General features: G+C 43.3%; 18 protein-coding genes. 1 reads left to right on the top strand and 17 read right to left on the bottom strand.

Annotated elements, in window-relative coordinates:
• Positions 1 to 107 precede the first annotated feature (107 nt).
• The 17 genes from pgpA to G5S32_RS11355 all read right to left on the bottom strand — a co-directional run bounded on the left by pgpA (position 108) and on the right by G5S32_RS11355 (position 15,868).
• Positions 108 to 611, bottom strand: a complete 504-nt coding sequence (gene pgpA, locus G5S32_RS11275) for a phosphatidylglycerophosphatase A (protein WP_165312099.1) — start codon at positions 609 to 611, stop codon at positions 108 to 110.
• Positions 608 to 1,582, bottom strand: a complete 975-nt coding sequence (thiL, locus tag G5S32_RS11280) for a thiamine-phosphate kinase (RefSeq protein ID WP_165312784.1) — start codon at positions 1,580 to 1,582, stop codon at positions 608 to 610. Before thiL ends, pgpA begins: the two co-directional genes overlap by 4 nt.
• A gap of 88 nt (positions 1,583 to 1,670) precedes the next feature.
• Entirely contained in the window at positions 1,671 to 2,141 is a 471-nt protein-coding gene (gene nusB, locus G5S32_RS11285; protein ID WP_165312100.1) for a transcription antitermination factor NusB, read from the bottom strand.
• Positions 2,141 to 2,611, bottom strand: coding sequence for a 6,7-dimethyl-8-ribityllumazine synthase (gene ribH / locus G5S32_RS11290; RefSeq protein ID WP_042480155.1), 471 nt, complete (start codon positions 2,609 to 2,611; stop codon positions 2,141 to 2,143). Before ribH ends, nusB begins: the two co-directional genes overlap by 1 nt.
• A gap of 215 nt (positions 2,612 to 2,826) precedes the next feature.
• The gene (ribBA, locus tag G5S32_RS11295) at positions 2,827 to 3,936 is read right to left on the bottom strand and encodes a bifunctional 3,4-dihydroxy-2-butanone-4-phosphate synthase/GTP cyclohydrolase II (protein ID WP_165312101.1); all 1,110 of its coding nucleotides are present in this window, start codon (positions 3,934 to 3,936) and stop codon (positions 2,827 to 2,829) included.
• A 65-nt stretch (positions 3,937 to 4,001) separates the two neighbouring features.
• A complete protein-coding gene (locus G5S32_RS11300; RefSeq protein ID WP_165312102.1) occupies positions 4,002 to 4,658 on the bottom strand; it encodes a riboflavin synthase in 657 nt (218 codons plus the stop codon).
• A 4-nt stretch (positions 4,659 to 4,662) separates the two neighbouring features.
• A complete protein-coding gene (gene ribD, locus G5S32_RS11305; protein WP_165312103.1) occupies positions 4,663 to 5,784 on the bottom strand; it encodes a bifunctional diaminohydroxyphosphoribosylaminopyrimidine deaminase/5-amino-6-(5-phosphoribosylamino)uracil reductase RibD in 1,122 nt (373 codons plus the stop codon).
• Positions 5,785 to 5,820: 36 nt separating this feature from the next.
• Positions 5,821 to 6,270 (bottom strand): transcriptional regulator NrdR, encoded by a 450-nt coding sequence (gene nrdR, locus G5S32_RS11310; protein WP_042480166.1) that lies wholly within the window; start codon positions 6,268 to 6,270, stop codon positions 5,821 to 5,823.
• Between the two features lie 133 nt (positions 6,271 to 6,403).
• Complete coding sequence (locus G5S32_RS11315; RefSeq protein ID WP_165312104.1) at positions 6,404 to 7,654, bottom strand: glutamate-5-semialdehyde dehydrogenase; 1,251 nt, start codon at positions 7,652 to 7,654, stop codon at positions 6,404 to 6,406.
• A gap of 13 nt (positions 7,655 to 7,667) precedes the next feature.
• On the bottom strand, positions 7,668 to 8,801 hold the full coding sequence (gene proB, locus G5S32_RS11320) for a glutamate 5-kinase (protein ID WP_165312105.1): 1,134 nt from the start codon (positions 8,799 to 8,801) through the stop codon (positions 7,668 to 7,670).
• Between the two features lie 123 nt (positions 8,802 to 8,924).
• On the bottom strand, positions 8,925 to 9,314 hold the full coding sequence (gene crl / locus G5S32_RS11325; RefSeq protein WP_165312106.1) for a sigma factor-binding protein Crl: 390 nt from the start codon (positions 9,312 to 9,314) through the stop codon (positions 8,925 to 8,927).
• Positions 9,315 to 9,420: 106 nt separating this feature from the next.
• Positions 9,421 to 10,671: an esterase FrsA gene (gene frsA, locus G5S32_RS11330; RefSeq protein ID WP_165312107.1), complete on the bottom strand. Its 1,251-nt coding sequence runs from the start codon at positions 10,669 to 10,671 to the stop codon at positions 9,421 to 9,423.
• 129 nt (positions 10,672 to 10,800) lie between these two features.
• Positions 10,801 to 11,265, bottom strand: a complete 465-nt coding sequence (gene gpt, locus G5S32_RS11335) for a xanthine phosphoribosyltransferase (RefSeq protein ID WP_165312108.1) — start codon at positions 11,263 to 11,265, stop codon at positions 10,801 to 10,803.
• A 60-nt stretch (positions 11,266 to 11,325) separates the two neighbouring features.
• On the bottom strand, positions 11,326 to 12,615 hold the full coding sequence (locus tag G5S32_RS11340; RefSeq protein ID WP_165312109.1) for an NCS2 family permease: 1,290 nt from the start codon (positions 12,613 to 12,615) through the stop codon (positions 11,326 to 11,328).
• Between the two features lie 251 nt (positions 12,616 to 12,866).
• A complete protein-coding gene (locus G5S32_RS11345) occupies positions 12,867 to 14,186 on the bottom strand; it encodes a TRAP transporter large permease (RefSeq protein ID WP_165312110.1) in 1,320 nt (439 codons plus the stop codon).
• The gene (locus G5S32_RS11350; RefSeq protein WP_165312111.1) at positions 14,176 to 14,793 is read right to left on the bottom strand and encodes a TRAP transporter small permease subunit; all 618 of its coding nucleotides are present in this window, start codon (positions 14,791 to 14,793) and stop codon (positions 14,176 to 14,178) included. The genes G5S32_RS11345 and G5S32_RS11350 overlap by 11 nt, the downstream gene beginning before the upstream one ends.
• Positions 14,794 to 14,851: 58 nt before the next feature.
• Positions 14,852 to 15,868 (bottom strand): TRAP transporter substrate-binding protein, encoded by a 1,017-nt coding sequence (locus tag G5S32_RS11355; RefSeq protein ID WP_165312112.1) that lies wholly within the window; start codon positions 15,866 to 15,868, stop codon positions 14,852 to 14,854.
• 222 nt (positions 15,869 to 16,090) lie between these two features.
• On the opposite strand from G5S32_RS11355, the gene G5S32_RS11360 reads away from it, so the two are divergent.
• Positions 16,091 to 17,518 (top strand): NAD-dependent succinate-semialdehyde dehydrogenase, encoded by a 1,428-nt coding sequence (locus tag G5S32_RS11360; RefSeq protein WP_165312113.1) that lies wholly within the window; start codon positions 16,091 to 16,093, stop codon positions 17,516 to 17,518.
• Positions 17,519 to 17,545 lie beyond the last annotated feature (27 nt).

Genomic DNA, 17,545 nt, shown 5'->3' on the forward strand with positions numbered 1-17,545 from the left:
TTTTCAGATAATAATTCTCCCCCTTTTTAAGGGGGAGTTAGAGGGGGTAATGTTCCACAATAGTGAAAGAAACCCCACCCAGCCTCCCCTTCAAAAGGGGAGGAGCATTAAATCCAGCCAGACCAATAACCCACAAGGCCAAGACTCACTGCGGACATCACACCAGCCACTAAATCATCAATCATAATGCCTAGACCACCGTGAACACGTTTATCTAGCCAGCCAATCGGCCATGGTTTTACCATGTCAAAAAAGCGGAACAGAACAAAGCCCGTTAAGATCCATTTCCAATCAAAAACAGGCAGATTAAACAGTGGAACCACCAGCATAGTTATCCAAAAACCAGCAAACTCATCCCACACAATCGAACCATGGTCGTGCACTTTCATGTCATCGGAAGTGATCTGACAAATTCTGATACCAACGATACTGGCAACAATCACAACAGCAACATACAGCCACAATGGCAGCTGCACCAACAACAAGTAGAATGGAACTGAGGCAAGAGTCCCCATAGTGCCCGGCACAACTGGCGATAACCCGCTACCAAAACCTGTTGCGAGTAGATGCCAAGGGTTACTCAATGAAATTAATGATTTAGGGTTAGTCATACGTCTGCCTTAAAATGATCGTATCCTTCCAGAGACCAATCTAGCTTTTTGCCTTTGTGGTGTAATTCAAATGTTCCAAGCGGTCGAATTTGTCCAATACAAGTCACTTTGGTTCCGGTATGCGAAAGAGCGCTCTCAAGAGAACCTTTATTGCGTTCTGGAACCGTAAAACATAGCTCATACTCTTCACCGCTAGTTAAAGCACATTGCTGCGCCGCTGAGATATCGCCCATAAACTGCAGTAACTCTTTGGAAATAGGTAGTAAGCTAGTATCGATTGAAGCACCGACTTGTGAACGATTTAAGATATGTCTTAAGTCAGCAATAAGACCATCAGAAATATCAATCGCAGCAGATGCCAAATTGAGTAGCGCCTGCCCAGCCAATACTCTTGGATGAGAGATATAATGACGTTTTTCCAGCTCCAAAGCGAAAGGTTCATGTCTTTTCACATCATCAAGAACAACGCTTAACCCCGCTTTACTGTCACCTAGTTCGCCCGTGACGTAAACCCAGTCACCGACTTTTGCGCCAGAACGGGTAAGAGCTCGATTGTCCGGTACAAAGCCCTGAACAGTTAAGCTAATACTCAACGGTCCTTTGGTTGTATCACCGCCAATCAACTGAATATTGTAGTAGTTGGCGAGCTCGAAAAAGGCATCACAAAATGGCTTTAGCCAAGCCTCATCAATACTGGGTAACGTCAGCGCCATCGAAACCCATGCTGGTGTCGCACCCATTGCTGCCAAATCACTGATGTTTGAAGCCAATGCTTTATGAGCAACCCACGCCGGATTAGCGTTCGCTAAGAAGTGAGTGCCTGCGACTAAGGTATCTGTACTGATGGCTATACGTACACCTTCTGGTGCTTTCACTATCGCACAATCATCCCCGAGCGAAAGATGCACATCTTTGCGCTGAGTTTGACGAGCAGAAAAATATTTATCGATTAGGTTAAATTCACCAAACATTCGGTCATTCCAATCCTGTCGAAAAGACATCTAATATTCACGATATAAAAAAGGTCAGCAATTGCTGACCTTTCTATACTAAATCGAATTACGATTTTTTACGTACGTGAGGCGCTGCTTTATCAAGCACACCGTTGACAAACTTATGGCTATCTTCCGCTGCGAATACTTTCGCTAGCTCAATCGCTTCATTGATAACCACTTTATAAGGTACATCATCACGACGAGTCATCTCGTACATTGCAAGACGGAGCAGTGCTAGCTCCATCATGTCTAAGTCTTGCATTGGGCGAGAGACAAAAGGTCTTAGCTTGCTATCAAGTTCCGTGTGGTTAAGCACGACACCCGCTAAAAGGTCGCGGAAATACACAACGTCAGTTTCTGGAGCAGCTAGAGCTGGTTCAGATGCGTGATGCTCTTCTTCATCATACTTACCGTTGGATAAAAATTGCTCCTCAATTGTTGCAACATTATCTTTAGTAATTTGCCACGAATAAATAGCTTGTAGCGCAAATTGACGTGCATTACGACGTGCGGCTGGTTTCACACTGGCCCCCATTAGGAATCTATTTCAGAAAGAACGTTAATCATCTCAAGTGCGCTTAGTGCAGCTTCTGCACCCTTATTACCAGCCTTGGTTCCTGCGCGTTCAATAGCTTGATCGATTGTATCAACAGTTAGGACACCAAATGCTACTGGAATGCTGAATTCCATAGACACTTGCGCCAAACCTTTATTCATTTCACTACAAACATAGTCAAAGTGTGGTGTACCACCACGGATCACTGAGCCTAGAGAAACGATAGCGTCAAATTTACCTGTTTTTGCTACACGTTGTGCAGTCAATGGTAGTTCTACTGCACCAGGGCAACGAACAACGGTAATGTTATCGTCACTCACCTGTCCGTGACGCTTTAAAGTGTCGATGGCACCAGACAATAGACTCTCGTTAATAAAACTGTTGAAACGAGAAATCACAATCGCAACTTTTGCATTTGGTGCTGGGAAACCACCTTCTATCACTTTCATAAGCTTTCCTTTAACTCTGGTTCATCAAGTGAGAATCGCCGGATTCTAGCATAAGTTTGTGAGCTATATCTAATGGAAATTGGCTCGCTTAGTTTCGAATAACCAACATTCAATCACTTGAAATAAATACTCTGATGAATTTTAACCCGCAATAGAAAGCTAGTACGGGTTTATTTTAATGTGTAGCCGTTGATTTGTTCGTAAACGTATTCAACCTACTCGCAAACATACTCAACCACGTTTAGACCAAAGCCGCCTAACGCGTGGTATTTTTTACTTGGAGACGAAAGCAAACGCATATCACTAACACCTAAGTCTGCAAGAATTTGTGAACCCACACCTACACGGCGTGAAGTACCCTGTTTCTTCGCCATTGCAGGCGCATCGCCACTGTCTTGCTGTTCAAATGTTTTGATGCGGTGAACCAGTAAATCACTAGACTCTTCGTTGCCTAAAATCACCAACACACCGCCTTCTTCGGCGATACGTTGCATTGCACTTTGCAAAGTCCAACTACGATCAGAACTTCTGTTGCTGTGAAGAATATCAGTGAAGGTATCTTGTAGGTGTACGCGAACTAACGGTGCGCTCTCAGTCAAATCACCTTTCTGCATCGCAAAGTGCACTTGATTATCAATGATGTCACGGTAAGTAACCAGTTCAAACTCACCATATTCGGTTGGCAATTTACACTTGGCGACACGTTCAATCGTAGTTTCGGTGTTGTTGCGGTACTCAATGAGAGCGGCAATTGTACCAAGTTTGATATCGTGCTTCTCAGCAAAGATTTCTAAGTCAGGACGACGAGCCATGCTGCCGTCTTCTTTTAGAATTTCAACAATGACCGATGCAGGTTCTAAACCTGCAAGACGAGCCAAATCACAACCCGCTTCCGTATGACCAGCGCGAACTAATACACCGCCATCTTGAGCGGTTAACGGGAAAATATGCCCCGGCTGAACCAAATCCGACGCTTTTGCACCTTTTGCCACTGCTGCTTGAACCGTACGCGAACGGTCTGCGGCTGAAATACCCGTAGTCACTCCTTCAGCTGCTTCAATTGATACCGTGAAAGCTGTGCTGTACTGAGCGTTATTGTCTTGCACCATGGGTGGCAAGCCCAATGTTTCACAACGTTCTTTGGTCATAGTAAGGCAAATCAAGCCTCGACCGTGCGTCGCCATGAAGTTAATTGCTTCAGGAGTAATATGTTCCGCTGCGATGATCATATCACCTTCGTTTTCGCGGTCTTCGTCATCCATTAGGATAACCATCTTACCAAGGCGAATATCTTCAATAATTTCTTGAGGCGTACTAATTGGCATCGTTTTTTTGTCCTATTGTTAGCCGCTTATGCATGTTCCATTTAAGTAATTCAATGGAAGCAGAGTTAAGCAAATCCGTTCTGTTGCAGAAATTCCATCGTTAATCGAGATTCAGATGATTTAGACTGCTCTCGACCTTGTAGCAAACGCTCCAAATAGCGCGCTAACACATCCACTTCCAAATTCACTTTGCGACCGACTTGGAATGAATCAATCGTTGTTTCCTGAGTGGTGTGGGGAACAATGGTTAATTTAAAAGAATTTTTACGTAGGTCATTGACAGTTAGACTAATACCATCAACGGTAATTGAGCCTTTCTCTGCAACGTATTTATTCAGTTCTTCAGGCAGTTCAACCCAAAATTCGATAGCTCGACCAACGATGTTGCGTTCAACAATCTCGCCGACACCATCAACGTGACCAGAAACAATGTGCCCACCAAAACGTGTCGTCGGTAGCATGGCTTTTTCTAAGTTCACTTTATCGCCAGCTTTATAACTGGCAAAACCGGATTTATTTAAGGTTTCTAATGACAAATCAGCACTATAGCTCGAGTCATTAAAAGCAACCACTGTCAGGCATACGCCATTGGTCGCGATACTGTCGCCCAATTTAACATCTGACATATCCAGCTTACCGACATTCACAGTAATAGTGACATCTTCGCCTTTAGGTGTGATTGCGGTAAGTTGGCCGACCGCTTCGACTATTCCAGTAAACATAGTGTTAATCTTTTCTTTTTAAGTCAGTGGGTTTTGGTATAGCAACAATGCGGATGTCAGAACCAACCAGTCGACACTCTTTTATTTCGAGATCCATGACTTGCTGCATGTCGGTTAGACCCAGAGCACCAAACAGACCTCGACCATCACTTCCCATTATTTTAGGTGCCAAATACAAAACTAGCTCATCGACCAACTGCTCTTGCAGCAGAGATTTCGCCAATGTTGCACCTGCCTCAACCCAAATATGGTTGATATTGTGTGTCTTGGCTAATGTTGCCAAAGTTTGGCGCATATCTAACTGACCATGAGCATTCACTTCAACCGTTACGTCAGCATTTTCATCACTGACTCGTATTACTGGCGAAGGAGATGCATAAAGCGCCAACTGAGAATGCAGTTTATTCTGTCTGTCTAAAATGACGCGAACAGGCTGACGTAGTTCGGTTTCCGGATACACATCTTTGATACTTGCAGGAAGCTCATTCCAACGAACGGTTAAGGATGCATTGTCATCAATAACCGTTTGACTGGTAGACAAAATAGCCCCCGCTTGCGCGCGGTAATGCTGCACATTTTGCCGAGCTTGTTGAGAGGTAATCCATTGGCTTTTGCCATTCGATAACGCGGTTTGTCCATCGATACTGGAGGCCATTTTCAATTGAACGAACGGAACTCCCGTTTGCATACGCTTGATAAACGCAGGGTTCAAGGCTTTAGCATCAGCTTCAAGTAAACCTACCTCGACCTCAATTCCCGCTTCTCGCAACATTTGAATACCGCGCCCTGAGACCTGAGGATTCGGATCTTGCATTGCGCAAATGACTTTAGATACACCCGCTTTTATCAAACCTTCCGCACATGGAGGTGTACGACCGTAATGAGAGCAAGGCTCTAAAGTAACATAAGCAGTGGCACCACGAGATCGCTCACCTGCCATACGCAAAGCATGAACTTCAGCATGAGGTTCACCCGCTCGGTAATGGAAACCTTCCCCCAAGATGGTGTCACCTTGAGTGATCACACAACCAACATTGGGATTAGGCGCAGTGGTAAAACGACCTTTTTGAGCAAGCTTTATCGCTCGCGTCATCATTTGGTGATCAAAAGGGGTAAACATCGTCATCATCTATTCGTAATCAGGTAAATTCGTAAACTGTTGCTAGTCTTCCAGCTTGGCAATTTCTTCACCAAACTCACGTACATCTTCAAAGCTACGATAAACCGAAGCAAAGCGAATATAAGCCACTTTATCTAACTCTTTTAGCGCATCCATAACGAGGTTACCAATCAGTTGACTTGGTACTTCTCGCTCACCAGTCGCTCTCAGTTTCGACTTAATAGTACTGATCGCAAGCTCAATAGAATCTGCGCTTACAGGACGTTTTTCCAATGCACGTTGTAAGCCACCAATCATTTTGTCTTCATCAAACGGTTCGCGATTGCCATTAGATTTAATCACTCTTGGCATCACTAATTCGGCAGTCTCAAACGTAGTAAAACGTTCGCTGCAAGCAAGACATTGGCGGCGGCGGCGAACTTGGTGTCCATCAGCCACAAGACGGGAATCGATTACTTTCGTATCGTTTTCAGAACAAAAAGGACAATGCATACCACCTCCATAGTAAGAACATCAGTTTACAGGATTCACTAATATTAAGAAAACAAAAAGGGGCGTCATACGCCCCATTTCAATCGATTAATTGCTTAAATTACAGCATATAACTTATGTTCGACACGAGTAATTAAGTTCGAGATAAGTAATTCGCCTTACCTACCCATTTGTAACTGGTGAGCTCTTCTAACCCCATTGGACCACGGGCATGCAGTTTCTGAGTCGATACCGCAACTTCCGCCCCCAATCCGAATTGAGCACCGTCAGTAAAACGCGTTGACGCATTAACATAAACAGCAGCTGAACCTGCGGTATTGATGAATTTCTCGGCGTTAAACAGATCGTTTGTCATAATGGCATCTGAATGGCTAGCATTGTGTTCACGCATATGGTCAATCGCTTCATCCACGTTTTGCACCACTTTTACACCTAGGGTGTAACTTAGCCATTCAGTATCAAAGTCACCATCTTGAGCATCACGAATATTATTCGCGGTCTGCATTAATGCTTTCGCTTTCGGCTCCGCGACAAATGTGACTTTATCATTAAGTTTTGCGATCAGTTTTTCCAACAAAGGCTGAGCAATGTCCTGATGAACCAAAAGCGTATCAAGCGCATTACATGCAGATGGTCGCTGAACTTTTGCATTTTCAATCACATCTACGGTTTTGTCTAAATCTGCGCTTAGGTCAACATAGATATGGCTGATACCAAAACCACCGATAATGACTGGGATAGTGCTGTTTTCTTTACACATTTTGTGCAAACCAGCCCCACCACGAGGAATGATCATATCCACGTAATCATCCAGTTTGAGTAACTGAGAAACCAATTCGCGATCCGGTTTTTCAATGTACTGTACCGAAGCAGCTGGCAGTTGCGCTTTTTGCAAAGCAGATTGGATGACTTTCACCAATTCCATATTGGAGAAAAAGGTTTCTTTACCGCCACGCAGTATGGAGGCATTACCCGTTTTGAGACACAAAGCGGCGATATCGATAGTCACGTTTGGTCGCGCTTCGTAGATTACACCAACCACACCAAGTGGCACTCGACGACGAGATAGTGACATCCCATTTTCCAGTACCTTACTGTCTATCTCACTGCCTACAGGGTCATTTAAACTAATCACATTACGGACATCGTTAGCGATCCCCGCTAAACGTTCTTTGTTCAGTAGCAGACGATCAAGTAATGCTTCGGATAAACCCGCGTCACGGCCGAGTTCAATATCTTTAGCATTTGCGCTTAAAATGACATCCGCATTAGCTTCAAGCTCATCAGCAATAATAGATAGTGCTTGGTTTTTCTGAGCAGTTGTAGCGGTAGCCAGTTGAAAAGCCGCGTCTTTCGCCGCCTTTCCCATAATTGTTAAATCCATGCCTATCCTCGATTTATTCTTGGATCACGACCATATCATCTCGGTGCACGACTTCTGAGCCGTAATCATAACCAAGAATGTCGATAATCATTTTACTGTGCTTGCCTGCAATCTTTGCCAAATCTGTATTTGAATATGCAGCTATACCACGCGCCACCAACTTTCCGGCTTTATCGGTCACTCGAACAACTTCGCCACGAGAAAACTGTCCGCGAACACTCACCACACCTTTGGCAAGCAAACTACTGCCTTTCTCATTTACCGCATTTACCGCGCCGTCATCGATGATGATATCACCAGAAGCAGACGGCCCCGCTAAAATCCAACGTTTGCGATTCTCTAAAGACTCTTCTAATGGTAAGAAGCGAGTACCTTGCGGCATATCACTCAGTGAATCAAAAATGACGTTTTCACCACGGCCAGCAGCAATAATCACTTCAATACCTGCTCGGCGAGCAATATCGGCGGCTTGAAGTTTGGTTGCCATACCACCCGTGCCTAATGTCGTACCACTACCACCAGCGATTTTACGCAAGGTATCATCAATGGTTTTGACTTCTTTGATCAGCTCCGCATTAGGATCTTTGCGAGGGTCCGCAGTAAACAGACCTTTTTGATCGGTCAGAAGCAGAAGCTTATCCGCTCCACACAAAATTCCTACAAGGGCAGACAGGTTGTCATTATCCCCCACTTTGATTTCGCTAGTTGCAACTGCATCATTTTCATTAACCACGGGAATAATGCCGTGTTCAACCAAAGCATTAATGGTATCGCGAGCATTTAAGAAGCGCTCACGATCTTCAAGATCGGCGCGGGTTAACAACATTTGGCCAATTTTGATACCGTAAATAGCAAACAGAGATTCCCAAACTTGAATCAGCTGACTTTGACCAACTGCTGCAAGCAACTGTTTGCTCGACATTGCGTTGGGCAGTGCGGGGTAACCTAAATGTTCACGGCCTGCTGCAATTGCACCTGAAGATACAATTACCACTGAATGGCCTTGCTTTTTCAGTTCTGCACACTGGCGAGCAAGCTCAACCATATGGGCTCTATCAAGAGCGAGTGTGCCACCGGTAAGAACACTGGTTCCTAATTTCACAACGACAGTTTGCGCTGTAGTTCCGCTTTGCTGGTTCGTTTTCATGCCTTCTTCTTCAAATTGAAAACAGTTAAGAGAAGATGTTTTAGCAATCAACTGCGTTAAGCACAAGAAGAAAAAGGTGCTAAATAGCACCTTTTGCATTCAGTAACATTCAAATAGCTAAAATCATACAAATTCTACTGACTCTTCGTGCATAGAAAGTGATAAACCAAAACGTTCATCTAATGTTTGCTTTAGCTTCTGATGAAACTCTTCTCTATTTTGTATAACCTCAGACAACGCTGACTCTGGAATCGCTTTCGCTTCCCATTCGCCCGCTAAGTTATAACGGCCTGATTGATATTTTGCCTCATATCCAGATTCAGTTTCATCGAGCTCCATCCACCAGCCCCAAAACTCACGTTTCTCTGGCGTTTTTCTGTCATCCACACAGGCGGCTAAACAATCAAACAAATAGCTACCTTCTTTACATTTTCCTTCACGTAAATAAGGGCCTATTGCTTTAAAAGCAGATAACAAACGGTAGTGCGTCGGATTTTTCGTCCCTTCTGGCATAGGATTCTCCATTTCCATATATAAGAATAAATATCACTACTATTTATATGCCTTAAAAGTCATATAAATAACGCAAATATCACTCTTAACTAATTTAGGAAAAATGTCACCTACAGAGTTCTTCTTGAAGCCATTTTATCGCTAAATCGAGGGATTGCTCATATCCTTGTGTAATTGTCTTGCTTTTTATCTGTTTAGCTTTTCCTCCCTGACTAAAAAGTGCCACCAATTGATTGTCTGAATGTGGTGACACCGGATCGCCTTCCAAACCTACAGCCAAAATCGGTACTTTTGTTCGTCGGCTGCTTAAGAAGCCTTGTGTTTTCAACGACCAAGCTTTCATTTGACCAGATAAACTATCAATATCGACCGCATCTTTACCTAATCGTGAAGCCAATATGTCGAGATACATTTTAGGCATCTGCTTCAATTTGGTTGGAGATGACCACACATCATGTATCGGTGCACCAATCGCGACACACGCTTTGACTTTTTCCTGCTCTAGAAATGACAGACGAACCATAGCGTTTCCGCCAAAACGGAAACCAATTAGACCAATGCAAAAATGATCAACCCAAGGCACATCGGCCAATTGATTAATCACCGCTTGATGCAGACAAGATGTATCTTCAGTCAGCGGCCATTGCGAACTGTGGCCGATAGAAGGCATATCGATGGTTAACATTGCAATATCATGCTTTGCCAAGTAGTCACGGAAAAGTCGCCACATGTCAGTTTGCAAGCTATCTAAACCAGCGCTAACAATCACAACTGGGTGAGGCTTATCTGTATTCGTGAGATGTAAGTAGCCAGAAAATTTCTTGCTCTGATAAGTAAAATCTAATTTTTTAACAGTAAAACTGGTTAACTCAGCAGCCTCTGAATAAGCCTTGCTTGCTAACACCTGGGCTTGCAAAGCCAAATTATCATTCTTTAAATGCGGATAGCCGGCGATGCTAAAACAGAGCGATGCTTTAAAGAGTTCCTCTGCAGCAGCGTCACCTTCCAATGCAGAAGATGTTTTTTGATACTGCATACCAAGACGTGTCCATTCAAATGCCCAGTTACCATTATGGTAACCCATGACAGTATCAAGCCAGTCATCATCCGTACGTGAATGAGTGGATGAAGCAATACGAGCCAACACTTCTTCTTGCTCGATAGGATTCACCCCCTGCCATACCCATTGCAGACGGCGCACGTTTCGGTACCAAGAATAGCCTTCTTGCTTTTTCTTGTTTTGCAAAAATTCTAAATTGCTAGGCATGTATTGAGTCAGCGCCGACGTTTCCTTAGCCTGTTTCCGCTTTACAAACAACGTCTCTGACAAATTTATATTGTTATCTTCTTCAGACATAACCCAGTCTCGCTAAATAAACGATTTATTTGTTTTATATAGTAATAAAAAAAATGACCCAAGAAAGGGTCATTTTTAAGTAAATGCTATTTTTCAATAAAGCTGCGTTTAAACACAAGCTATGAAGGTTTATTTGCGCTTACGATTCACTGGTTCAACGAAAGATAGTTGCATATCCCATGGCTGTTCAATCCAAGTATCTTGTTCGATGTCTACGATGTACTCATCAACCAACTCTTTACCTGCTGGCTTTGCACATACGGTAACGAACTTAGCTTTTGGATACATCTCGCGAATTTTGCGTGCTGTATCGCCGCTATCAACCAAATCATCAACGATAAGGAAGCCTTCTCCGTCATGCTCTGGTGCTTTTAGTACTTTCATATCACGCTGGTGATCGTGGTCGTAGCTAGAAATACATACTGTATCTACATAGCGAATACCCAGCTCACGAGCAAGAATAGCTGCTGGTACTAAACCACCGCGGCTAACACCTAGGATACCTTTCCATTGTTCTGCTGGCATTTGACGCTCAGCGAGTTCACGACAATAGTTCTGCATATTGTCCCAAGTGATAACGAATTTTTTGCTCATTGTAATAAACCTAATTTAATACATGTTATGCGTGATGAATTTCACCACGCCATTAAAATCTTAAGCGAAAATCAACTTAGCCAAGAAGATAGCAGTCATAAACCACACACTAGCTGAGATCTCACGACCTTTACCGCTCAGCACTTTGATTGCGGTGTAAGAGATGAAGCCTAACACAATACCTTCAGCGATAGAGTAAGTTAGAGGCATCAGCAAACAAGTTACCACTACTGGAGCTGCTTCTGAAAGATCTCGCCAGTCAACACCTACTAGACCAGACATCATTAAAATAGCAACGTAGAACAGAGCACCTGCTGTTGCGTAAGCTGGAATCATCCCCGCTAATGGCGAGAAGAATAATGCAAGAAGGAACAAAATGCCAACTACAACTGCGGTTAAACCAGTACGGCCACCAGCAGCCACACCCGCAGTACTTTCTACGAAAGATGTTGTATTTGAAGTACCAAGCAATGCACCGATAGACGTTGCTGTAGAGTCAGCAAGTAGCGCTTTGTTCAAGCGAGGAATTTTGCCGTCTTTACCGATTAAATTAGCTTTAGTTGCAACACCAACTAGCGTGCCTGCTGTATCAAATAGGTCAACAAACAAGAATGCGAAGATAACTGAAATCATACCGATGTTGAAAACACCAGCAAAATCAAGTTGTAGGAAAGTAGGTGCAATGCTTGGTGGAGCAGACATAATGCCATGCCATTGAACGTCACCAAAGATGATACCTAAACCAGTGGTAAGCAGAATGGCAATCAATACAGCGCCTTTAATACCGCGGTTAACCAAACCAATAGTCAGGAAGAAACTTACCGCAGCAAGTACAGGAGAAAGGCTAGTAAAATCACCTACTGATACTAATGTCGCTGGGTTATCTACAACGATTTTTGCATTTTGCAGAGCAATAAATGCCAAGAACAGACCGATACCAGCAGAGATACCCGTTCTTAGAGACATTGGAATGGAGTTAATAATCCATTCACGAATCTTAAACAGGCTCAAAATAATGAAAAGCACACCAGAGCAGAATACAGCGGCTAGTGCTACTTGCCATGTATAACCCATTCCAAGTACAACAGAATAAGTGAAGAAAGCGTTTAAGCCCATGCCAGGCGCTTGAGCGATTGGGTAGTTAGCAACAAAACCCATGATGAAACAGCCAATTGCTGCTGCTAAACAGGTTGCCACAAATACTGCACCCTGATCCATGCCAGTTGCAGATAAAATAGCAGGGTTTACAAAAATAATGTAAGCCATTGTCAGGAATGTAGTTACACCTGCAATGATCTCAGTGCGCAGGTTTGTGCTGTTTTCACTGAGTTTAAAGAGCCTTTCCAGCATGATCGAGTCCTAATAAAGGTAAAAGTAAACGGTTGCGTAATCGATTGGGCGCAAATTATAAAGACATCGGATCACAAATTCCAGACCGAATTTATGCTGATTTCAAAAGTATGTATAGGAAATTATGCAAGAAAGGTCATAAAGAAGCAGTATATTTTACTTACAAATAGATACATTGTTAAAATAATGTAACACCACCACAATAACTCTACCTATGAGTATTAACATAGGTAGAGCATGGGATGGTTATATCAAACCATGACCTTATTAGGCAGCCACGTGACAATGTCCGGAAATAACATACAGATGATAAGCACTAGCAATTGAACCAATATAAATGGTGTTACTGACTTATACAGATCCATCATGGTTATGCCTTTGGGAGCAATTCCTTTCAAATAAAACAACGCAAAGCCATAAGGAGGGGTCTGGACAGCGATAACAATATTTAAAATCATCAGTACACCAAACCAAATAGGATCATAGCCAAGAGCAACCGCCACTGGTGTGAATATAGGAGCACACATCAGTACGATGATGAACTCATCAATAATGAATCCTAAAAGCAGCATGATAACCTGAAACATCATGATGATAACGATAGGTGGTAAATCTAGATCTCGAGTGAACCCTGATACCATTCCCTGTATCCCCATCAGCAGATGGAAGTTACTAAAGACAGAAGCTCCTAATATTATCCACATAGCAACACTGACTAACATTGCCGTTTGCATACCAGACTTCATAAGGATTTCTGGTTTAAAACGCTTAAACAGAATAGATAATAGAATGGCGCCAGCAACGCCTAACGCACCAGACTCCGTTGGGGTCGCAATGCCTGCAATAATGCTTCCGAGAACCACAACAATCAGAGCAAACGAAGAGGCACCATCACGAATCGTTTTGAATAACTGGTAGCCTTTGGGGATTTCAATGTCATTGTCAGAATCAAATGGGGCACGTTCCGGCTTAATTTTACAGCTGATTACCACATAACTAATCAATAAAATAATCGTTATGAAAGCAGGCACCATGGCACCAAGGAACATTTTACCTACTGAGTTTTGAGTAGCGGAGGCAAACATGATCATTGGAATGCTTGGGGGAATTAGAATTCCCAAAGAGCCACCAGCCATAATTACACCGAGAGCCAGTTTCTTATCATAACCGCGGTCAAGCATAGGCTTTAAAGCAATACTGCTCGACGTCATGATCCCAGCGCCAATAATACCAACCATAGCGCCAATCATTGAGCATACACCGATAACACTGATTGCTAGAGACCCGCGCACACGACCAATCATCAGCTGACTAGCATTAAACATTGCATCCCCGATTCCAGAACGGGTAAGTATTTGTCCCATATAGATATAGAGAGGGATCGCAAGAAGTATGAAGTTAAAAAAGGTACTCTCAACAGTAGTTGGAATAATATTAAACAGTGCCTCCCCCCAAACTAAATAGCCAACCCCCATCGCTATTCCGCCCAGAGCTAATCCAACCTGAGCCCCAAGAGCAAATGAGGCTAAAATGCAGCCCAACAGGGTCAAAGTTAACATCTCAATTCCCATTTGTGCTCTCCTTGTCAAAAACAGAATGTAATTGATCGCTATCAACCTTAAATGGCTGCTCTTCCAATGCTATGTGTTGGTGAACTTCGCCATTCAGCTCGCGGCCTTTGATCAAAAAGAACAGATTAGAAATCAATTCCGTGGAATACTGGAGGATAAAAATCACAGCAGAAACGGTAATCATCAACCAGAAATGATGCATGGCAGGCGCCCATTCGCTCTGTGTTTTGTAGCCGAATTTTAAACTCTCAAAAAACATCTCAGAACAGATTTTCGCCATCACACTTAGAAAACCAATGGCAATCACGCCAGTAAACAGGTCAAATACACGACGCGTTTTTTCAGAAACTTTAGCGTAAATAATATCTACGTTGATGTGTGCTTCTTTCTGCTGAGCGTAGGCACCACCTAAAGCAGAAATATAGCCAAATAAGAACAGTGACGAGTCATAACTCCAAATTGTCGGCTTGTCTAAGATGTAGCGAGCAAAGACTTCGTAGAACACAATCGCCGCCAACACAGGAAGTAAATAAGAAACTGAACGTCCGATAAGACCAACAATGTACTTTATGAACTGACAATACTTCAGTAAAAGGGCTTCCATCATACAAATTTCCCCTAAAAAAACAGGTGATCCCCTCCCGGAGCTCACCTGATTCAATCCATTACTCTTGTTCTAAAATCTCAACAAGTTGTTTTGAGTATTTGTCTTCACTTGCATACTCTTTTGCTAATGTCAGTCCTGCATTTCTCCATGCTGCAATATCTTCATCTGATGGTTTAGGGCTCCATTTCAAACCTTTTGCTTCCATTTCAGCAACTGCTTTAGATTCCCATAGTTTAGATTTCGACATTTGTTCTTGAGCATGAACAGCCGTGGCTGCTTTTACAATCGCTTGCAAATCTGCTGGCAGTTTCTTCCACTCTTTCTGATTGACAACGATAGGCAGAACCTGGGCACCAGCAAGCGGTACTGGGTACATGTATTTCGCCACTTCCACATGGTTACCATCGCGGTGGTCAATCATATTTGAACCGATAGAACCATCGATAACCCCTGTTGCTAAAGAGGTGTAAATTTCACTCCATGCCAATGACACTGGTGCTGCACCAAGATTACGCAAGAACTTACCGTAGGCACCCGGCGCACGGATTTTCAACCCTTTAAAGTCTTCAATTGAATTGATCGGCTCTTTCGTAATGATATAGACCGGAGGCTGAATATAAGGGTCTAACCATGTTAAACCTTGAGAAGCGTAAGCTTGTTCCATGATTTTGCCGAAGCCTTTATCGTGAAACAGTGTTGTCAGCTCTGCCACATCAGAAGTACCACCCGGTAAACCAACTTCTACAACACCAGCAGGAAACTCACCAGCATGCATAGGCTGAAAAGGAGCACCCATAGTAATAAGCCCCGATTTCACAGCACTTAAAATACCGCTAGTACCCACACCTTCACCAGAATACAGCACCTGTACGGCGATTCGGCCATTAGACATCGCTTCAATGTTTTTCGCTAAATCTTCATAGACCTCACCAAAGGCGGTACCACGGCCATAAAGGTTCGCAAATCGCCAGTTATATTCAGCTGCCATGCTGGCGGCGGAAGTCACTAATGCGCTGACACCAATGGCCGCTGCGAATGCGACTTTGGCTAGTTTATTTCCTTTCATTCCTAGCATAAAGAATCCCTCTTCATTTGCATTGTTACACTTTTGTTAGTGATTTATGTCTGAGATAAATATGAAGAACGGATTTGGAATGTGACAGTGCCAGTAAGGAAGTTGTTATGGTACCAGCAAGAAATTATTAGCTGGTACCACAGTTTTGACACAACTGGTACTTAAATCCTGTGAAGTTTTAAGACTACCATGCATACAACAGCCTACAAAAGAGACACAAACATGGACCAAATCATTAACAAATCACTCCTTAAAGCAACTTGCCCTGCGAGTGATGATGCGATTGCAATCATTAATCCGGCTACTGATGAAGTTCTTGCTTATATCCCGTCAGTAGATACCAAAACAATTTGCTCTCTGATCAGCGCTTCTAAACAAGCTCAAATACTGTGGCAGGATAAAAGTGCTGCAGAACGTTCAGTTATTCTCAAGCGTTGGTACGATTTAATGGTTCAAAATGCCGACGACTTAGCTCGTATCATGACACTAGAACAAGGTAAACCTTTAGCTGAAGCAAAAGGTGAAGTGATGTATGGGGCTTCATTTATTCAGTGGTTTGCTGAGGAAGGGAAACGGGTTTACGGAGATACGATTCCCTCTCCAACAGGTAATAAACGCCTGATGACAGTAAAACAACCTGTTGGTATTGCAGCAGCCATTACACCGTGGAATTTCCCTATTGCAATGATTACCCGCAAAGCAGCTCCAGCTTTAGCTGCTGGTTGCAGTTTCATAGTCAAACCGGCAAACCAAACCCCACTTTCAGCCTACGCAACCGCAGAACTCGCTTATCAGGCCGGATTACCAAAAGACTTATTGATCATTGTTAACAATCACTCTTCTGTGGCTGTGGGCGAGATCCTATGTACTCACGAAGACATTAAAAAGCTTTCCTTTACGGGTTCAACTGAAGTAGGGCGTTATCTGATAAACCAATGTGCAAGCACCATTAAGCGAACCTCAATGGAACTTGGTGGTAATGCGCCATTCATCGTCTTTGATGATGCTGATGTTGAACAGGCGGTAAAAGGAGCTATTGCTTCTAAATTCCGCAATGCAGGGCAAACCTGCGTGTGCGCGAACCGCTTTTACGTACAAGATGGAATTTACGATCAGTTTGTCGAAAAGTTCATTGCTGCCGTGTCTGAACTAAAAATGGGTAACGGTCTAGAGCCTGGTGTCAGCATTGGTCCTCTGATTGATATCAAAGCGAAAAAGAGTGTCCTTAGCTATATAGAAAATGCCGTTAAGCAAGGTGCAAAAATTGCACTGGGTGGTAAAGCTGAACATGGTTTGTTTGTTCAGCCGACCATCCTAACTGAGGTCACTCAAGACATGGACATTACCCAAACCGAACTTTTCGGGCCTGTCGCACCAATTATTCGCTTCTCAAATGATCAGGAACTGATCGAAAAAGCGAATGACACTATCTACGGGCTAGCAAGCTACTTCTACACCGAAAATATCAAACGAGCCTTCACTATCGCGGAAAAACTGGAATACGGCATGGTAGGAATTAATGAGGGTCTGATTTCAAATGAAGTCGCTCCATTTGGCGGTGTAAAACAATCCGGTTTTGGCCGTGAGGGTGCAAAACAAGGCATCGATGAATATCTCAACATTAAATATCTCTGTTTCGGCGGCTTTTAATCTTCGCTAGCAACTGACCGATAACCA

It is taken from the genome of Vibrio ziniensis (assembly GCF_011064285.1).
Lineage (GTDB): Bacteria > Pseudomonadota > Gammaproteobacteria > Enterobacterales > Vibrionaceae > Vibrio > Vibrio ziniensis.